15 protein-coding genes and 1 pseudogene are annotated in these 19,133 nt (G+C 67.9%); 8 read left to right on the top strand and 8 right to left on the bottom strand.

Annotation, left to right across the window (positions count from 1 at the left end; translation table 11 throughout):
* Positions 1–3: 3 nt before the first annotated feature.
* From cyoE to coxB, 3 genes and pseudogenes are all read right to left on the bottom strand, one after another.
* Positions 4–828, bottom strand: a pseudogene (cyoE, locus tag INE98_RS03830) (heme o synthase); the annotation flags it as partial.
* A 104-nt stretch (positions 829–932) separates the two neighbouring features.
* Positions 933–2,585: a cytochrome c oxidase subunit I gene (gene ctaD / locus INE98_RS03835; RefSeq protein ID WP_293536715.1), complete on the bottom strand. Its 1,653-nt coding sequence runs from the start codon at positions 2,583–2,585 to the stop codon at positions 933–935.
* Positions 2,586–2,601: 16 nt separating this feature from the next.
* Positions 2,602–3,543 carry a cytochrome c oxidase subunit II gene (coxB, locus tag INE98_RS03840; protein WP_293536717.1) on the bottom strand — a complete coding sequence of 314 codons (942 nt, stop codon included), beginning with the start codon at positions 3,541–3,543 and terminating at the stop codon, positions 2,602–2,604.
* Positions 3,544–3,771: 228 nt separating this feature from the next.
* Between coxB and tldD the strand changes: the two genes are divergently transcribed.
* Positions 3,772–5,202: a metalloprotease TldD gene (gene tldD, locus INE98_RS03845; RefSeq protein WP_293536718.1), complete on the top strand. Its 1,431-nt coding sequence runs from the start codon at positions 3,772–3,774 to the stop codon at positions 5,200–5,202.
* Positions 5,203–5,228: 26 nt separating this feature from the next.
* Here tldD and INE98_RS03850 read toward each other — a convergent pair whose 3' ends face one another.
* The 3 genes from INE98_RS03850 to INE98_RS03860 form a co-directional block, all read right to left on the bottom strand.
* Positions 5,229–7,127 (bottom strand): peptide MFS transporter, encoded by a 1,899-nt coding sequence (locus INE98_RS03850; RefSeq protein ID WP_293536720.1) that lies wholly within the window; start codon positions 7,125–7,127, stop codon positions 5,229–5,231.
* A 107-nt stretch (positions 7,128–7,234) separates the two neighbouring features.
* A complete protein-coding gene (locus tag INE98_RS03855) occupies positions 7,235–8,593 on the bottom strand; it encodes a glutamate--cysteine ligase (RefSeq protein ID WP_293536721.1) in 1,359 nt (452 codons plus the stop codon).
* 111 nt (positions 8,594–8,704) lie between these two features.
* Positions 8,705–9,427, bottom strand: coding sequence for a 16S rRNA (uracil(1498)-N(3))-methyltransferase (locus tag INE98_RS03860; protein WP_293536723.1), 723 nt, complete (start codon positions 9,425–9,427; stop codon positions 8,705–8,707).
* Between the two features lie 46 nt (positions 9,428–9,473).
* On the opposite strand from INE98_RS03860, the gene ppk2 reads away from it, so the two are divergent.
* Positions 9,474–10,247: a polyphosphate kinase 2 gene (gene ppk2 / locus INE98_RS03865; protein WP_293536725.1), complete on the top strand. Its 774-nt coding sequence runs from the start codon at positions 9,474–9,476 to the stop codon at positions 10,245–10,247.
* The gene (locus tag INE98_RS03870) at positions 10,244–11,452 is read left to right on the top strand and encodes a crosslink repair DNA glycosylase YcaQ family protein (protein ID WP_293536727.1); all 1,209 of its coding nucleotides are present in this window, start codon (positions 10,244–10,246) and stop codon (positions 11,450–11,452) included. The genes ppk2 and INE98_RS03870 overlap by 4 nt, the downstream gene beginning before the upstream one ends.
* On the opposite strand, the gene INE98_RS03875 is transcribed toward INE98_RS03870, so the two are convergent.
* The gene (locus tag INE98_RS03875; protein WP_293536729.1) at positions 11,444–12,253 is read right to left on the bottom strand and encodes a class I SAM-dependent methyltransferase; all 810 of its coding nucleotides are present in this window, start codon (positions 12,251–12,253) and stop codon (positions 11,444–11,446) included. The genes INE98_RS03870 and INE98_RS03875 overlap by 9 nt on opposite strands.
* Before the next feature lie 59 nt (positions 12,254–12,312).
* The gene (locus INE98_RS03880; RefSeq protein ID WP_293536731.1) at positions 12,313–14,103 is read right to left on the bottom strand and encodes an ABC transporter ATP-binding protein; all 1,791 of its coding nucleotides are present in this window, start codon (positions 14,101–14,103) and stop codon (positions 12,313–12,315) included.
* A 272-nt stretch (positions 14,104–14,375) separates the two neighbouring features.
* Between INE98_RS03880 and ubiA the strand changes: the two genes are divergently transcribed.
* From ubiA to INE98_RS03905, 5 genes are all read left to right on the top strand, one after another.
* A complete protein-coding gene (ubiA, locus tag INE98_RS03885; RefSeq protein WP_293536732.1) occupies positions 14,376–15,332 on the top strand; it encodes a 4-hydroxybenzoate octaprenyltransferase in 957 nt (318 codons plus the stop codon).
* A gap of 49 nt (positions 15,333–15,381) precedes the next feature.
* Positions 15,382–16,617, top strand: coding sequence for a cytochrome P450 (locus INE98_RS03890; protein ID WP_293536734.1), 1,236 nt, complete (start codon positions 15,382–15,384; stop codon positions 16,615–16,617).
* Positions 16,618–16,699: 82 nt separating this feature from the next.
* Positions 16,700–17,374, top strand: a complete 675-nt coding sequence (locus tag INE98_RS03895; RefSeq protein WP_293536736.1) for an OmpA family protein — start codon at positions 16,700–16,702, stop codon at positions 17,372–17,374.
* 16 nt (positions 17,375–17,390) lie between these two features.
* Positions 17,391–18,350 (top strand): fatty acid desaturase family protein, encoded by a 960-nt coding sequence (locus INE98_RS03900; RefSeq protein ID WP_293536737.1) that lies wholly within the window; start codon positions 17,391–17,393, stop codon positions 18,348–18,350.
* Positions 18,350–19,015, top strand: coding sequence for a methyltransferase (locus INE98_RS03905; protein ID WP_293536739.1), 666 nt, complete (start codon positions 18,350–18,352; stop codon positions 19,013–19,015). Before INE98_RS03900 ends, INE98_RS03905 begins: the two co-directional genes overlap by 1 nt.
* The last annotated feature ends 118 nt before the right edge of the window (positions 19,016–19,133 follow it).

Consider the following 19,133-nt stretch of genomic DNA (forward strand, 5'->3'; position numbering starts at 1 on the left):
CTAGACCCGCGGATCGGCTGCATCGCCCGCACGTCCGGAGCGCACCCGCCAGGCCAGAAGGAGAAAGACGGCGCCGCCGCCTGCCGCCACGGCAAGATAGGTCGCGCCTCCGAGTCCTGTCGCCGCAGGCGCCAGGCAGACCGGGATCAGCAGCAGGCTGTAAACCCAGATATGCTTGCGGGTGGAGGCCGCTCCCGCCGTCACGGGAAGCATCGGAACCCCAGCCGCGGCGTAATCCTCGCTCGTATACAGCGAAAGGGCCCAGAAGTGGGGCGGGGTCCACATGAAGATGATGGCGCACAGCAACCAGGCGTCCAGGGGCGCCTGCCCGGTTGCGGCGGCCCATCCGATCACAGGCGGGAGGGCGCCGGCGAGGCCCCCGATCACGATGTTCTGGGCTGTCCAACGCTTCAGCCACATCGTGTAGACCACGGCGTAGAAGAAGATGGTGAAGGCCAGGAGCGCGGCGGCAAGCCAGTTGAGGGCGAGGCCCAGCAGCATCACGGAGAACAGGGACAGGACCACCCCGAGCGCCAGGGCGTCCGAAGGCTGAACCCTGCCTGCCGGGACAGGGCGGCCGCGCGTCCTGCGCATGCGCGCGTCGATGTCAGCGTCGTACCACATGTTGAGCGCCGCCGAGGCGCCGGCGCCCACGGCGATGCAAAGGATCGCGATGGCCCCCATCACGGGATGGATCGGCGCTCCGGCGCACACCAGGCCTGTGGCTGCGGTGAAGACCACAAGCGACATGACCCGGGGCTTGAGAAGCTGCACGAAGTCCTGCCAGCGGGCAGGCATGGCGGCGGGGGTGGCTGCGGGTGTGGTCATATGACCTGGTTACCTGACGCGTAGAGGGGCGCGCACCGAAGTCTCTCGGTCCGCGCCCCCCAATTTGGTTACGACGACCTGCCCATTAAACCGGGCAGGCGCAATTAGCGGTGAGAGTCCGGCTTGTAGACCGGCAGCTCGTTGAACTGGTGGAAGGGCGGCGGAGAGGAGAGGGTCCACTCAAGGGTCGTCGCACCTTCGCCCCAGGGATTGGCTTCGGCCTTCCGGCGACGGATCGCCGCCTCGACCAGGACCAGGAGGAAGACGCCCACGCCGACCACGGTGATCAGGTAACCTTGGGTGGAGACCTGGTTCCAGAAGGTCAGGGCCTCAGGATAGTCCACATACCGCCGGGGCATGCCCTGCAGGCCCAGGAAGTGCTGCGGGAAGAAGATCAGGTTCACGCCGACGAAGGTGATCCAGAAATGCACCACGCCGAGGAACTCGTTGTACTTCACGCCCCACATCTTCTCGAACCAGTAGTAGAAGCCGGCGAAGATGGCGAAGACGGCGCCCAGGCTCAGCACGTAGTGGAAGTGCGCCACGACGTAGTAGGTGTCGTGGAGGGTGTAGTCGATCCCGGCATTGGCCAGAACCACCCCGGTCACCCCGCCCACCGTGAACAGGAAGATGAAGCCGATGGCCCAGAGCATGGGCGTCTTGAAGTCCAGGGATCCGCCCCACATCGTGGCGATCCAGGAGAACACCTTCACGCCGGTGGGCACGGCGATCACCATGGTCGCGGCCACGAAGTAGGCCCTCAGGTCGACCGGCATGCCCACAGTGTACATGTGGTGCGCCCAGACGATGAAGCCCACGAAGCCGATGGCGACCATGGCGTAGGCCATGGCGAGATATCCGAAGACCGGCTTCCGGGAGAAGGTCGCGACGATGTGGCTGATGATGCCGAAGCCCGGCAGGATCAGGATGTACACCTCCGGATGCCCGAAGAACCAGAACAGGTGCTGGAACATCACCGGATCACCGCCGCCGGCGGGATCGAAGAAGTCGGTGTTAAAATTCCGGTCCGTCAGCAGCATGGTGATGGCGCCGGCCAGCACGGGAAGGGAGAGAAGCAGAAGGAAGGCGGTGACCAGCACCGACCAGACGAACAGCGGCATGTTGTGCAGGGTCATCCCCGGCGCGCGCATGTTGAAGATGGTGGTGATGAAGTTGATTGCGCCCAGGATCGAGCTGGCGCCTGCGAGGTGCAGGGACAGGATGGCCAGATCCATGGACGGGCCCACATGTCCCGTGGTGGACAGCGGCGGGTAGATGGTCCAGCCGCCGCCGAAGCCCTTGCCCGGTCCCCCGTCCACGAACATGGACATGCAGAGCAGGACCCAGGCCGCCACCAGGAGCCAGAACGAGATATTGTTCATCCTCGGGAAGGCCATGTCGGGGGCGCCGATCATGAGGGGCACGAACCAGTTGCCGAACCCGCCGATCATGGCCGGCATGACCATGAAGAAGATCATGATCAGCGCGTGACCAGTCACGACGACGTTGTAGCCGTGCTTGGTGGCCTCCACCACGCCCAGCTGGTCAAGCCAGCTGCCCTGGACGAACACCTGGAGCCCAGGCTCTGCCAGCTCCAGTCGGATCAGCCCGGAAAGGGCGCCGCCGATGATGCCCGCCATGATGGCGAAGATGATGTAGAGGGTGCCGATATCCTTGTGGTTCGTTGAGAAGAGCCAGCGAACCAGGAACGGGGGCTTGTGATCGTGGTCGTGATCAGCGGTGGATGCATGGGCCATTGAAACAATCCTGACCTCAGTTCGACGCCAGCGCCGGGACGGGCGCGGGCGCAGCGGAAGCAGCGGAAGCCGCCACAGGGGCGGGAGCAGGCGCGGTGGCGGTCACCGGAGCGGGGGCGGCCTCGGGAGCGCCGCCGACCTTGTACCCCCCCTTGGACATCACCCAGGCGTCGAATTCGGCCTGGGGCACGGCGCGCACCTCGATCGGCATGTAGGCGTGGTCAACACCGCAAAGCTCGCGGCAGTTGCCGTAATAGACGCCGGGCTTCTCGACCTTGATCCAGGTTTCGTTGAGACGGCCCGGGATGGCGTCGCTGATGATCCCGAAGGCGGGAACCGCGAAGGCGTGAATGACGTCCGCCCCGGTCACCTGGATTCTGACCGGCTTGCCGACCGGAACCACGAGGGGCTCGGTGGTCGCCAGGAGGTAGGGGACATTCTGGGCCCTGGCCTTGTCCTCCGGGAGAATGTTCGAGATGAATTCGCTGATCCCGTTGTCGGGGTACTCGTAGCCCCAGTACCATTGATACCCTGTCGCCTTCACGGTCATGTAGGGCTTGGGCATGTCGTGATAGGCGTAAAGCAGCCTGAACGAGAAGATCGCGATGAACATCAGGATCAGGACCGGCACGACGGTCCAGATCACCTCGATGGTGGTGTTGTGGCTCCACTTGGCGGGGGTCGGGTTGGCCTTCTTGTTGTAGCGAACCATCACCCAGACCAGCAGGGCGAGCACGAAAAGCGTGATCGCCGTGATGATCGGCAGCAGGATCACGTCGTGGAAGAAGGCCGCATCATGCTTGAGCGGCGTGACGCCGGGCTGAAGCCCGATGGCGCCAGGCGTCGGCTGGCCGACCAGATTTCCGGAGGCCAGGGCGGGAAGCGCCCAGACCATGGTCACGACGGCGGCGAAGCTGGCCGCCAGCCCTGCCCGAATGCCTTGAACCCTAGACTTCATGTCCCCTCGGTCGTTGCTCGCGGACGGACCCGACCCGGGATGGCGGCCCCGCCGACGTCTAAGCGGACACCGCAGCCAAACAGCCGAAAGCGGTTCCTTGGGGGCGTCCATACGCGCTCGCGGTGAACTTGCCAAGCGGCTCCGATCGCCTTTCGAAGCCCCCCGGAAGGGTGACGTAAGGGCCTGCAGGCCCTATCTGGGATACACGCCTGTCAGACGGAGTCCCGTATGCCCACTTCCCCTGAGTCCGCTTCTCTCCTGGAGGCCCATGGCCTGGTCCCGGAACAGGCGCGTCGAACCCTCGCCGAGGCGATCGGAGACGCCGATGACGGGGAGATTTTCCTCGAGCGCTCCCGAAGCGAGTCCTTTCTGTACGACGACGGACGCCTGAAATCCGCAGCGTTCGATACCTCGGACGGCTTCGGTCTTCGTGTCGTGGCGGGCGAATCCGCCGGGTACGCCCACTCCAGCGAGGTATCCGAGGCGGCGCTCAAGCGCGCGGCGGCCTCCGCTTCGCTGGCTCGCAGGGGATACTCCGGCGTGGCCGATGAAGGCCCCCGGTCGACGAACGCCCGGCTCTACGAGGATGTCGATCCGACCGAGGCCCCGAGCTTCGAGGCCAAGGTCGCCCTGCTCCAGGAAATCGACTCCTGGTGTCGGGATCGGGATTCGCGAGTGGTGCAGGTCATGGCCTCGCTGGCCGGCGAACAGAGGACGGTGGAGATTCTTCGCGCCGACGGGAGACTCATTCGGGACGTGCGCCCCCTCTCGCGTCTCAACATCCAGATCACGGTGGAGCGGGACGGACGTCGGGAGACCGGGTACGCCGGGGCGGGCGGGCGGGCCGCATTCGACGCCTGGATCGCGCCGGACCGGTGGCGGCTTCAGGCGGAGGAAGCCCTCCGGCAGGCCCTTGTGAACCTCGAGGCTTCGCCCTGCCCGGCGGGCGAGATGGACGTGGTTCTGGGCGCCGGCTGGAACGGCGTTCTTCTGCATGAAGCCGTCGGCCACGGCCTGGAGGGAGACTTCAACCGCAAGGGATCCTCCGCCTTCGCGGGCCGGATCGGCGAGCAGGTCGCAGCCCGGGGCGTCACGGTGTACGACGATGGCTCACTGCCCGGGCGACGGGGCTCCCTGACGGTCGATGACGAAGGCACGCCGACAGGGCGTACGGTGCTCATCGAGGATGGAATCCTGGTCGGGTACATGCACGACCGCATGAGTGCGCGCCTGATGGGTCTGGCCGCCACGGGGAACGGCCGCCGGCAGTCCTACGCCCACATCCCGATGCCGCGCATGACCAACACGGCGATGGAGGGCGGCTCTACGCCGCGCGACGAGATGATCGCCGCGACCCGGCGCGGTCTGTATTGCGCCAATTTCGGCGGCGGGCAGGTGGACATCACCAATGGCAAGTTCGTCTTCCAGTGCACGGAAGCCTACCTGATCGAGGATGGCCGGATCACCCGACCCGTGAAGGGGGCCACCCTGATCGGCGACGGGCCCACCGCCCTCACCCGGGTCACCATGATCGGCGATGACTTCGATTTCGACCCCGGCGTCGGGGTCTGCGGAAAGTCCGGCCAGTCCGTCCCGGTCGGAGTGGGCCAGCCCTCGCTGAAGATCACCGGCCTGACCGTGGGCGGCGCGGGCGGCTGAGCCACAGCCGCCTTCCCGCGCCGGCGTCAGGCGGCGGGCGAGGAGGGGTCAACCCCGCTGCGCCCGCGGACAGGCTTGTCGGCGTGCGCCCAGCCCCGGACCGCGAAGCTGATCAGGACGAAGAGCACCCCCGCGCCGACGCCTGTCCATCCCAGGGCTTGGAAGCCGCTGATTGCTGTGTTGAGCGCCAGCTCGGGATTGAGCACCTCCCCGCCGACGGACTCCGTGACGAGGAAGCCTGCAATGACGCCCCCGACATACTGGGCGATCGACGAGGCCAGGAACCAGACGGCCATCACGAAGGAGACCACGCCCGGCAAGGAGAGCTTTGTAATCTCCGAAAGCCCCACGGGGGACAGGAAGAGCTCACCCGTTGTGTGCAGCAGATAGAGCAGGCCCAGCAGGATGAGAGGCACCCGGAAGGCGCTGTCGTGAAGGCTGGCGCCCCAGACGACCACCAGGAAGCCAAGCCCGACCTGCATCAGGCCCAGGCCGAACTTCATGGTGGGATCCGGATCCCGGCCGCGCTTTCCCAGCCAGGTCCAGACGGCGGCGAGAACCGGTGCGAGGATCAGGATGAAGCCCGCGTTGAAGGACTGGGTCTGGGCGGCGCCCATGGAGGTGTCGATCCAGGCCCACCACCCGGCGGGTTCGACGCCGATTGCGGCGAGCTGCTCTGGCGTCCCGTAGGGAACCCCCAGGAAGCGGCCCGCCTCATGGGTCAGGGACAGGTCCACATTGGTCGACGCAAACAGGTTCAGGGATGACCCCGCCTGTTCGAAAAGGGTGAAGAAGATCACCGAGCCGACGATCAGGATCACCGCAAGGCCCATGCGCTCGCGCTCCACTCGGGTCTGACAGACCCGCAGGAGGATCCAGCCGAGGGCGCCGAGGGACAGGACGATTGCAGCCGCAAGAGCCGCTCCGACAAGGCGGCTGTTCTGGACCGTGAGGAAGACGACGCCGATCGCCAGGATGGACATGATGTAGGTCATCCATTCGCGACTGATGAAGCCTGCAAATGGTTCTCTCAGCATGCGCGGATTCGGCGGCTCTCCCTTTCCCTCCAGGAGGGGCTTGCCCAGAACAAAGACAACCCAGCCCAGGAACATCCCGACTCCGGCGAGACCGAAGCCTGCCCACCAACCGACATGTTGACCCAGGAGCCCGCAGAGAATGGCGGCCCAGAAGGCTCCGAGATTGATCCCGTAGTAGTAGAGCGTGAAGCCGGAGTCCCGCCTCGGATCCCCATGGGGATACAGCTCCCCGACCACTGCCGAGATATTGGGCTTCAGGAAGCCGACGCCCAGAATGATCAGGGACACCGCGAAGTAGAACATGCTCGCAGAGCCGTTATTCATCAGCGTCCGGACTTCATAGTCGCCCTCGGGGATCGAGCTTGGCAGACCGGAGGCGATCGGCACGCCGGGAATCTCGATTCCGCCGCCCTCCCGCGGACCGAATTCGTATCGGGTTCCATCGACGAGCACATAGGCTTGACGGTCGTCCATGCGCCCTTCGGCGACAATGGGATAGACGTTTCCGCCATAGATCAGGTCCTGCTGCGAGGGGCGGCCCTCGAAGCCCATGGCGATGTGTCCGGCCACGAGCAGGAGTGCGCCGAAGGCGACCGCCTTGCGCGATCCCAGCCATCGGTCGGCGATGAATCCGCCCAGCAGGGGCAACAGGTACACGAGGGCGGTGTAGGAGGCGTAGAGGGCGCTGGCCTCGTCGCTGTCGAACAGCAGGTGCTGGGTCAGGTAGAAGATCAGGATTCCGCGCATGCCATAGTAGGAGAACCGCTCCCACATCTCGGCGAAGAACAGGACGAGAAGACCTCGGGGGTGTTCCCGCAGCAGCTGGCGCAAGACGGGCAAGCCGGTGGCCAGTGTCACGACGACACCCAGAAGAATGACGATGTTCATGCCAGGCCCCCCCCCGGGACATAGGCGGGTGCGGAGCACCCGGACAGACCTTCGGCGATCAGCAGACCATGCGCCGCCGGATCAGGCAAGCCAACGGGCGGAACGGCTCAGAAGGCCGCTTCCCTCCAGACGGGATCGATGCGCCCGCCCCAGGGCCCGCCGAATCGCTCCAGCAGTCGGTCGGCGCAGGTGACGCCGCTGTCCGCGATCTCCCGGAGGGGTTCGAGGTAGCGGCCCTCGTCGCTTCCGGAGGCGTCCAGCCGCGCCCGCCGCTTGAGGCCTTCCGCGGCGATGTCCACGAGATCCCGGGCCACATCCTGGACCGAGCGGGAACCGATGGCGGCCCTCAGGCCCTGGCGGGTGACATCGGCCCGAAGCTGTTCGTGGGACTCCAGGGGCCAGTCGCGGCAGAGATCCCAAGCCGCCTCCAGAGCCGGCCGGTCGTAAAGAAGGCCTGTCCAAAGTGTCGGGAGCGCGTCCAGCATGGGCTGGAGACCGACATCGGCTCCGCGCATCTCGAGGTACTGCTTGAGGCGCACCTCCGGGAAGGCTGTCGTGGCGTGATCCGCGAAGTCCTTGAGGCTGGGCCGGTCGCCTGGCCGGTCATCGAAGCCGGAGGTCAGGAACTGCCGGAAGGATCGCCCGGAAACGTCCACGTAAGCCCCGTCCCGTTTCAGGAAGTACATCGGGACGTCCAGAAGGTAGTTGGCGTAGGTTTCGTAGCCGAAGCCTTCCGCAAAGACGAAACCCAGCATCCCCGTCCGGTCCGGGTCCGTATCCGTCCAGACATTGGCCCGCGCCGTCAGGAAGCCGGACGGACGCCCCTCCACGAAGGGCGAATTGGCGAAGAGGGCGGTGACCACAGGCTGGAGGGCAAGGCTGGTTCTGAACTTCAACCGCATGTCGTCTTCGTCGGCGAAGTCGAGGTTGGCCTGCACGGTGCAGGTGCGGAACATCATGTCCAGGCCCTTGCCGCCCACCTTGGGCATGTAGGCCCGCATGATGCGGTAGCGTCCCTTGGGCATTACGGGGACCTCCGCGCGGGTCCACTCCGGAGTGAAGCCCAGGCCAAGAAAACCCAGTCCGAGACGGGCGCCCACAGCGCGGACCTCCTCAAGGTGGCCGGCGGTCTCGGCTGCGATCTGGTGCATGTCGGCCAGCGGAGCGCCGGAAAGCTCAAACTGCCCGCCCGGCTCCAGGCTCACATTCGCCTGGCCGCGCTGCAGGCCGATCAGGGTTTCGCCTTCGAAAACCCCGGTCCAGCCATAGGCCTTCAGCCCTTCCATCAGGGCCAGGATTCCCGCCGGCCCCTCGTAGGGAACCGGGGCGTGATCTGCGACCCGAAAGACGAATTTCTCGTGTTCAGCGCCGACCTTCCAGTCCGCAGGAGGGGTCTCCCCCGCCTGCAACCATTCGACGACATCTGAGAATTCCAGCGGTCGATCGTCGACCTTGGAGTCGGCCATGCCCGTCTTCCCGTAGGTTCCCTTCCCGGCGCCGCCCTCAGGCGGGGGGCGATCTTTACGCCGTTAAGTCGCCTGAGCGCAAATCAGGAATTCTCGATCAGCGGAAGGAAATCAAAACCGCCAGTCCCCGATCGCCGCCTGAACCAGGGTCAGGGCGGAAAGCGCGGCGGTGTCCGCCCTCAGGATTCTCGGGCCGAGAGACACAGGAACGGATCCCGGGCTTCCCCTGAGAGCTGAACGCTCGGCGGGCGAAAATCCGCCCTCCGGTCCAATGAGGATGGCGACGGGTCCTGGCGAGAGGCCGCCGAGCGCCGCCAGCAAGGGCGGCGCGTCGCCCGCTTCGTCACAGAAGATCAGGGTCTCGCCCTCGGGACGGGCCTGGAGGACCCTCTGCAGCGGGTCAGGCCCCCGGATCTCAGGTATGTCGAGCCGGCCGGTCTGCTCCGCGGCCTCCCCTGCGATGGCCGCAAGGCGGTCGACCCGGACGTGGTCGGCATTGGTCCGTTCGGTGGTCACGAGGAAGATCTCACGGACACCAAGCTCCACGGCCTTGGCGACAGTTGTCTCGAGAGGCGTCCGCTTGACGAGCGCCATCACGAGAGTCGGTCCCGAGGGCGGGGGTTGGGCCCGGATCTGGCGGACGATGGCGAGAAGGGCCTCCCGCTTGCCGGCTTCGCTGATTCGGGCGAGCCACTCGCCGTCCCGCCCATTGAAAACCAGGACTTCATCTCCCCGACCCCGCCGCATGACCTGTGTGAGGTAACGCCCCTGAGGCGCAGAAAGGGGGAACTCCCGGCCCGCGGCGAGATCGTCGGCGACGTGAAGTCGGATCATGCTTCCTCCTAGACCCGGAGCCACCCTTCCGCCTAGGCTCCCCGTCATGACCTCAGAACCCAGACAGAGGGACACCTACGATCAGGATCTCAAGCGGCTCCAGCTGGCGCTGGTCCGCTATCAGCAGCACGCCATTGCGGCGGGCGACAAGGTTCTGATCGTCTTCGAGGGCCGGGACGCAGCCGGGAAGGACGGCTCGATCCAGCGGATCACCGAGCACCTGTCGACCCGGGCGACCCGGGTCATCGCCCCGCCCAAGCCCTCTGACCGCGAGCGGACCCAGTGGTTCTTCCAGCGCTATGTGCAATGGCTCCCGGCCGCTGGCGAGACCGTGATCTTCAACCGGTCCTGGTACAACCGCGGCGGGGTGGAGCCGGTCATGGGCTTCTGCACCGGCGATGAACACGAGCACTTTCTGCGCGAGGTCCCGGCCTTTGAGGGCATGCTGGTCGACAGCGGGGTCCGGCTGGTGAAGCTCTGGCTGGACGTCAGCCGCAAGGAACAGAAAAAGCGCCTCGAGGAACGCCGGACGAATCCTCTCAAGGCCCTGAAGTCCAGTCCACTGGACGAGGCCGCCCAGGCCCGGTTTGACGATTATTCCGCCGCCCGGGACGAAATGCTCCGCCGGACACACTCAGAGGCGGCGCCCTGGACCTGCGTGAGATCCGACCAGAAGAAGCCGGCGCGGCTGGCCATACTTCGTCACCTCGTCCGCACCCTGGCGCCGGAAGCGATCTCCCGGGAGGTCGAGCCCCCGGATCCGTCCGTCCTGTTCGGCTTCGAGCTCGGCGCCCTGTCGGATGGCCGCCTGGCCCGGTGAAGACCGAACTCTCCGCCCCCGAGGCCCGCCGCCTGGCCCTTCGCGCGCAGTGGTTCGGACACGCGCCGCCCCTGACGCCGGGCCGCCGGGAGGTCCTGCAGACCCTGCGCCGGCTGGGCGTCCTGCAGATGGACTCGGTCAATGTCCTCGCCCGGTCCCACTACCTGCCCCTCTTTTCCCGCCTTGGCCCCTACCCGCGCACGGCGCTGGAGGACCTGGCCTGGGTCGGACGCCGGGGCCTCTTCGAATACTGGATGCACGAGGCCTCGCTGGCGCCCCTCGAGACCCAACCCCTTCTGCGGTGGCGGATGCAGGACGCCGCCGAGGGCGTGGGGGTCTGGCGCGGCGTGGCGGCCTTCCTCCGGAGCCACGGCGACTTCATCGACCGGGTGCTTGGCGAGATCCGGGACCGGGGGCCCCTCTCCGCCGCTGAACTGGGCCTTGGGGCGAAGGGCGCCGGCGGCTGGTGGGGCTGGAGCGAGGGCAAGCGGGCCCTCGAGTGCCTGTTCTGGACGGGAAGGCTGACCACCTCCACCCGCAGCGGCGCCTTCGAACGCATCTACGCCCTGCCGGACCAGGTGCTTCCGCCCGGGCTCCTGGCGGCGCCGACACCGGACAGGGTCCAGGCCCAGCGGGAGCTGGTCCGTATAGCCGCCCGGGCGCAGGGCGTGGCGACAGAAGCGGACCTCAGGGACTATTTCCGCCTGAGCGCCGCCGACGCCCGCCTGCGGGTGGCGGAACTCGTGGAGCTGGGGGAGCTGACCCCCGTTCGGGTCGAGGGCTGGCGGGCGCAGGCCTACCTGTCGCCCGACGCCGGGGCGCCCCGGAAGGTCAGGGCCGAGGCCCTCCTCAGCCCCTTCGACAACCTCATCTGGTTCCGCGACCGGGCCGAGCGCCTGTTCGACGTGCGCATCCGGCTGGAGATCTACACCCCCGCCCACCGCAGGGTACACGGCTACTATGTCCTGCCCTTCCTGGAGGGCGAGGCGATCACCGCCCGGGTGGACCTGAAGGCCGACAGGAAGGGCCGCAGGCTCCTGGTCCAGGCCGCCCACGCCGAGCCCGCCGCGGGCCGGCAGACCCCGGAGGCCCTCGCCCGGAACCTTCGGAGCCTGGCGCGCTGGCTGGGGCTGGAGAGCGTATCGGTCGCGCCGCGGGGCGAGCTGGCCAGTCGCCTGGCGGGTGAGGTGGCCCGGCTAGGCTGACCGCCTGGGCTTCATCACCAGCCAGGGGGTCGGCGCGGCGCGAAACTCCCAGACGGCGAGCAGCTGGTCCAGGTGGCTGCGGTTGCGCAGCAGCTCCGGCAGGGGCGCGGTCTTGGGCCCGGGCCGGACCTCGGTGATCTCATGGGTCGCCTCGAAGCGCTCCCGGACCCGGTCCATCACCCCCGGACGGTAGACGTCATGGGTCTCGACGATCAACCGCATGCCCGCCAGGGCCGGAGCGAGGTCGGGACGCAGAAGGTCATCCTCCGCGCCCTCGATGTCGACAATGACCAGGCAACGACGGCCGGCGAAGCGCTGGAAGTCTACCGGCTGGAAGAGGCCGCCCGTGTGGACCCTCTCCGAGACGCCGTTCATCTCCGCCATTGTGCGGCAGGCCTGCAGGGCGGCTGCAGCCGTGTCGTGCGCGAAGACCTCGGCCCGCGGCGCGATCCGCGCCAGGCCGACGGCGTAATAGCCTTCCGCACAGCCGATATCGAGGATGACTTCGGGCTCCTCCGCCAGGGCGGCGATCAGGTGGGGGTGCAGCTCGTCCTCATAGGTCCCGATCAGGCGGGGGGCGAGGGCGCCCTCGGTCGCAGACTCCAGGTAGGCCATGCCGGCGAACGGGCCTCCAAGCACCGCACCCCCTGACTGCGCCCTCAGGGCCTGGGCGATCATCCGGGAGCGCCATATGGCCAGAACCCGCAAGCCCAGGGTCGCGCCCTCCGGCGTCGACAGGCCGCCGGGTCCATCCAGCCGGGCGCGGAACCATTCCCGGACCGTCTCAAGATAACTGGCCATGCGCCCTCCGGGGCTTTGGGGTCACCTTGCTCCCCTGGACGGGCGGGCTCAAGCTCTCCTCAGGCCGCGCCAAGGGTCACGGCGTGAAGCCGGGCATAGGCTCCTCCCCGCCGGACCAGCTCCTCGTGAGTCCCCTCCTCGAGGATGCGGCCATCCTCGAAGACCAGGATCCGGTCGGCGCTGCGCACGGTCGAAAGCCGGTGGGCGATGATCACGGTGGTGCGCCCCGCCATCAGCTCCTCCATGGCGGCCTGGACTTCGCGCTCGGTCTCCACGTCCAGCGAGGAGGTCGCCTCGTCGAGCACTAGCATGGGGGCGTTCGCTAGGAAGGCGCGGGCGATGGCCACGCGCTGGCGCTCGCCGCCGGAGAGCTTGACCCCCCGCTCACCCACAAGGGTGTCATACCCCAGGGGCAGGCGGGCGATGAAGTCGTGGGCGCGAGCCCGCCGGGCCGCCGTCCGGATTTCTTCGAGGGTCGCATCCGGCCGGCCATAGGCGATGTTCTCGGCAATGCTGCGGTGGAACAGGGCCGGATCCTGCGGGACCACGGCGATGGCGCGCCGGAGGGTCGACTGCGTCACCTCCGACAGCTCCTGTCCGTCGATTCGGATGGCGCCCTCGTCCAGGTCATAGAGGCGCTGGATCAGCTTGACGAAGGTCGACTTGCCCGAGCCGGTCGGGCCCACGAGGGCGACCCGCTCTCCCGGGCGGATGATCAGGGAAAAGTCGCTGAAGAGGCGGCGGCCGGCCTTGGCGTAGCCGAAGGCGGCGCGGTCAAGGACGATCTCGCCGGGACCCGGGGCGAAGGGCCGGGCGCCGGGGCGATCAGGGACCTGAGGCTCCGTCCGCATGTACCGCGCCAGGTCCTCGGCGTCGTCGAGGCCCTTCTGAAGCATGCGGATGTTCTCGCCCAGGTTCCGCAGATAGCCGCTCATCACCATGAAGGCGGTGACGCCGAATACCACGTCCCCGGGAGTGGCGCGCCCCTGCATCCAGAGATGGATCAGGAGACCGGTCAGGCCGGCCTGGAGGAAGGCCAGGATCAGGCTCTGCACCAGCCACAGGTCGGTGAACCGGTACCAGGTCCGCATGGCCGCGTCCCGCCAGAGGGCGGTGACCCCCGCGATCCGGGCCTCCTCCCTCGCCTCGGCTCCGAAACTGCGGACGGCGGCGTTGCCTGTGACCGAGTCGGCCAGCGCGCCCCCGACCCGGGTGTCCAGCGCCACGGACCTCTGGTTCAGCGGCCGCGCGAAGCGGGCGATCAGGTACATGTTGGAGGCGATGAAGAGGACAACGGCGAACAGCGCGAAGAGACCGACGGCGGGCCATCTCAGCAGCATCATCACCGTCAGGCCCAGCAGGACCAGGAGGGCGGGGCCAATCCACATGAAGATGGCGTCGGAGACCTGGTCATAGGCCCACATCGCCCGGCTCAGCTTGCGGACCGTCGCCCCCGCGAAGGAGTCGGCGTGCCAGTCAGCCGAATAGGCCTGGACGCGGGCGAACCCCTCATCCGTCATCTCCTTCATGTTGAAGGCGGCCAGCCGGCACCAGGGCTTGTCACGGATGTTCCCGACAAAGGCGCGCGCCACGCTGACGCCGACGAAGACCCCCCACCAACGCCAGGCGTCGGGCGCAGCTTCTGCGCCGCGGGTCAAGGTGTCGACCAGGTGTCCGGCCGCCCAGGGCATGGCCATGTCCAGCCCGATGGCGATGAACCCAAATGCGATGACCCAGGTCAGCCGCCAGGGGCGGCGCATCCAGAAGCTGGCGATGAAGCCCATCACCTGGAGGTTGGAGAGGGTGCGCTCACGAGGCGCCTCGTCCTCGTCTTCATAGTGTTCGGTCATGTCTGCAGCAGGGTCGGCGCGAGCCCGGTAAAGGCGCGGCGGTATCAGGGAAGAAGTCCGGCGGGGATCGCCGGGGAACCGGGAGCGGGGGCTCAGCGCCCCTGACGCTCCGGTTTGCGGAGGGGGTTGGCGACGGATTCTGTCATTCGGCCCCTCCTTTCCTGCGGCTGGGAACAGGGTGGGTGTGCCCTTGCGTAAGCCCCGGGTCAACCGCCCGCCTCCGGGTCCTATTCGACTGATGCAGCCTCGCCACAGTCTGGTAGAACCCGGCCATGCCCGAGGTGCGCCCGACCGACATCCTTCCCGACGCCCGCCCCGACAACTGGGTGGACCGCTTCGCACCTCACAGCCTGCAGCCCTGGCTGAAGCTGGGACGCTTTGACCGCCCGACGGGAATCTGGCTGCTCATGCTGCCCGGTTGGCAGGGCGCCGCCCTGGCCGCCTCGATGGCGGGGACGTGGCCGGACCTCCTTCTGCTGGCCAAGATCTTCGCCGGCGCCGCCCTGATGCGGGCGGCGGGGTGCGCCTACAACGACATTGTCGACCGTGACCTGGACGCCCGGGTCGCCCGCACGGCTGGCCGGCCCGTCGCCTCGGGGCGGATCTCCGTGCGGCAGGCCTGGGCCTTCGTCGTCGCCTGCAGCCTGGCGGCGGCCCTGATCCTCTTCACCCTGCCCCGCCTGGCGATCGCCCTGGGGATCGCCTCCCTTCTGCTCGTGGCGGCCTATCCCTTCATGAAGCGGATCACCTGGTGGCCGCAGGCCTGGCTGGGCCTGACCTTCAACTGGGGCGCCCTGCTGGGCTTCGCCGCGGCGACTGGAAGTCTCGAACTCCCGGCCTACCTGCTCTATGCGGCCGGCCTGTTCTGGACCCTCGGCTACGACACCATCTACGCCGTGCAGGACATGGAGGACGACGCCCTGGCCGGCATTCGGTCCTCGGCGCGCAGGCTCGGGCGACGGGCGCCCCGGGCCGTCCTGGGCTTCTACGTTCTGGCCTTCGCCCTCGCCCTGGCCTGCGCCTTCGCCGCGCGCCTGGGACCCCTGTTCCTGCCCCTGGCCGCCGGCTACGGCGTGCATCTGTCCCGGCAGGCCGCCCGGCTGGACCTGGACGACCCGGCCGGCGCCCTCGGCCTCTTCCGCTCCAACGCCCTTGCCGGCCTGATCCTTTTCGCGGCCCTGGTCGCCGGTCAGTTCGGCCAGGGTCTTTGGGGCGGCGGGGGCTTGTAGACCAGCCGGCGGGACCCGATAGTCTGTCGCCAAAGCCAGGGAGGCAGACATGGCCGACGACGCCCTTCCGACGATCCTGCAGCTGACGCCTCTGGACGAGGACTACCGCCGCGACCCGGCGGCGGTCCTGGCCAAGCTGCGCAGCGCCTGCCCCGTCCACCATGACGCCTTCAGCGGAGCCACCTTCGTATCCCGCTATTCCGACGTCCGGGGCGTGGCCACCGACCTGACGCTCTGGCGCGATCCCCTGCGCGCCGATCCGGAGAGCCGTCGCCTCCAGCGCTTCGATCCGCCGGACCCGAACCTGCCGCGCAGCGAGACCTCCAGCATCCTGACCCTGGATGACCCGGACCACGCCCGTATCCGCGGGCCCCTGTCCCGGGCCCTCTACGCCCGGGTGGCCAAGTTCCGCCCCGAGGTCGAGCGGATCGTCGACGAGGCCCTCGACCGTATCGGCGACCAGGCTAAAGTCGACCTGATGGACCTGTTCTGCGTTCCCATCCCGATCGACGTGATCGCCTCCATCCTGGGCGTGCCGCATGATCGGCTGGAGGACTTCCGGGACTGGTCCGAGGGAATGATCCAGGGCCTGAACCCCTTCCGCAACCCCGACCAGACCGCCCACATGGAGCGGTCGAGCCTCGCCCTCACCGCCTACTTCACCGAGGCCCTCGCCGACCGGCGCGCCCACCCGCGCGACGACCTGATCTCGGACATGGTCCGCCTCCAGGGCGAAGGAACGCCGATCAGCGATACCGAACTGCGCATCAACCTCACGGCCCTCCTCGTGGGCGGCAACCTGACCACCACCGACCTGATCGGCAACGGCGCGCGGCTTCTCATGCTGAACCCCACGGAGAAGGCCAAGCTGATGGCCGATCCCGGCCTCGCCGCCGCCCTGGTGGAAGAGGTGCTGCGCTTCGACCCCCCCGTCGACGCCACCTCCAGGGTCGCCTCCCGCGACCTCGAGATCAGCGGCTGCCCCATCGCGAAGACCCGAAGCGTCAACCTCCTCCTGAGGGGGGCCAACCGAGATCCTGACGCCTTCGAGAACCCGGATGCCTTCGACATCACCCGGAAGAAGGTTCCGCACATGTCCTTCGGCGGCGGCGCGCACATCTGCATCGGCGCGCCTCTTGCCCGCCTGGAGGCCCAGGTCGCCCTGCCGCGCCTGTTCGCCCGCTACCCGGACCTCGCCCTGGCTGATCCGGCTGCGGAGCCCTCCTGGCGCAAGCTCCCCTTCTTCCGGGGGCTCGAGACCCTGCGGGTGCGAACGGGCGCCTGATTTCCGTCACAGCCGAATGAAAGCCTGATCCCCGGTTCCAATCCCGGGAACCGCCGGTCCGCCGGCAAAAGGAGACCCCATCATGCGAAAGTTCCTCGCTCTGGCCGCGTGCTTTGCAGGCGCCCTCGCCCTGACCGGCTGTACGACAATCGATGCGACGACCGGTGAGACGGTGCGCAGCAACACCCGCACCGGGGCCCTGACGGGCGCGCTCGCCGGCGCCGCCCTGGGCTACCTGACGAACACCAACAAGAGCGAGCAGGGGCGGAAGAACGCCCTGATCGGAGCTGGCGTCGGAGCCCTCGCCGGCGCCGCCGTTGGCAATTACATGGACCGGCAGCAGGCGGAATTGCGCCGGGAGCTCGCCGGCACCGGCGTGAATGTCGAGCGGCAGGGCGACAATATCGTCCTCCAGATGCCAGGCGACGTGACCTTCGACACCAACCGCTCCGAGATCAAGCCGCAGTTCTACGTCGTGCTGAACGATGTGGCCGGCACCCTCAACAAGTATCCCCAGACGACCGTGGACGTGATCGGGCACGCAGACTCCACGGGGTCCGCCGACTACAATCAGGGTCTCTCCGAGCGGCGCGCCGGGTCGGTCGCCGAGTATCTGGTCACGGCCGGCGGCGTCATGCGCGAGCGCCTCTTCGTGGCGGGCAAGGGGGCGACATCGCCCATCGCCGACAATTCCACCGCCGACGGCCGCGCGAAAAACCGTCGGGTCGAGATCGTGCTGAAGCCGGTCACCGGCTGAACCCTCAAGGTCAGCCATGCCCGCTGCAGCCCGCGTTGATCCCAAGGTTTGTTTCAGCCCCTCGGAGTGGGCGCCGCTCGCCCGCCGGTCGCGCTGGAAGGGGCTCGCCCTGGTCGCCCATGCGTGGGCCGTCATTCTGGCGGCGGCGGCCATGGCGGTCATCTGGCCCCTGACCCTGCCCCTGGCCGTCATGATCATCGGCGCACGACAGCTCGGGCTGTCGATCCTGATGCATGACGCTGCCCATGGCGCCCTGCACCCGAACCCGAAGATCAACGACCTTGCAGGGGAGTGGCTGACCGGCGGGGGGCTGGCCCGCTACCGGGCCTATCATCTCGGACATCACAAGTACGCCCAGCAGGAGGAAGATCCGGACATCGGGTTGTCGGCGCCCTTCCCGATCACCCGGACCTCGCTGCGCCGGAAGATGCTTCGCGACCTCACCGGCCGGACCTTCCTCAAGCAGAGGTTCGGCGACCTCGTCCGGAGACTGAAGGACCGCGCGCCGGGCCAGCCGGTCCTGCCGATCCTGGTCGAAGAGGTCCGGCGCAAGCGCCGGTGGCTGCTCGGTGGCCTGATCATCACCCTCATAGGCGGGGCTTTCGGGGTCTGGTGGGCCTGGCCGGTCTTCTGGGTCCTGCCCCAGGCCACCTGGTTCCCGATGATCACCCGGCTGCGCAACATCGCCGAGCACGCCTGCATCGCCCGGGGGGAACCCGACCCCCTGCGGCAGGCCCGGACCACCCGGGCCGGATGGATCGAGCGCGCCCTGCTGGCCCCCTACTGGGTGAACTACCACTGCGAACATCACATGTTCATGCACCTGCCGTGCTACAACCTGCCGTGGGCTCACCGCCTCCTCGCGGAGAAAGGGGTGCGGGAGGCCATGTTGTATGAGCCCGGGGGATATCGGGTGGTCCTGTCCCTCGCGACCTCACGACCGGACGTCTCGACGCCTGATGCAGCGCCCGCCTGATGATCGGCGCGGACCCCGAAAGCCGACGGGCCTTCATCCTCCAGCACACTCGCCTGCAGTCTCCGCCCCATACGCCTGAGTTGAAGCTGTACCTGGCGGACGAGATCACGCCGATCTGGAGACTGACCGAGGAAGCCCTCCAGGAGATCGGGCTTCCCCCGCCCTTCTGGGCCTTCGCCTGGGCGGGCGGCCAGGCCCTGGCGCGATACATCCTCGATCATCCCGGGGTCGTGGCGGGCGGGCGCGTGGTCGACTTCGCCTCGGGATCGGGGATCGTGGCCATTGCGGCGGCGCGGGCCGGCGCCCGACAGGTCCTGGCTGCGGATATCGACAGCTTCTGCGGCGCAGCCCTTGGCCTCAACGCCGGGGTCAACGGCGTGGTCGCCGACTTCACTGACCAGGACCTTCTCGACCATCCGCCTCCCGAGGCGGACCTCATCCTGGCGGGTGACATCTGCTACGAGAAGCCGTTGGCGGCGCGGGTCTTGGCCTGGCTCGAGGCGGCGGCCCGGAGGGGAGCCCGGGTCCTGATCGGCGACCCTGGACGCACCTATTTCCCGAGGGAGGGCCTGGTCCGCCTGGCGGAATACCAGGTGCCCACCACGCGCGAGCTCGAGGACATGGAGGTCAAGCGGACAGCGGTGTGGACATTCCCGCCCGCCTGATCTAGCGTGAACATAAAAGGAACGAACAAAGGAGCGCCGCCATGCATCTCGCCACTCTGGCGGCCAGGAGGCGGGTCGCGGGCCAGAAGCGCCCGCCCACCGGAGTCCGCATCCCTTC

Origin of the sequence: Phenylobacterium sp., from assembly GCF_020253645.1 — a bacterium.
Lineage (GTDB): Bacteria > Pseudomonadota > Alphaproteobacteria > Caulobacterales > Caulobacteraceae > Phenylobacterium.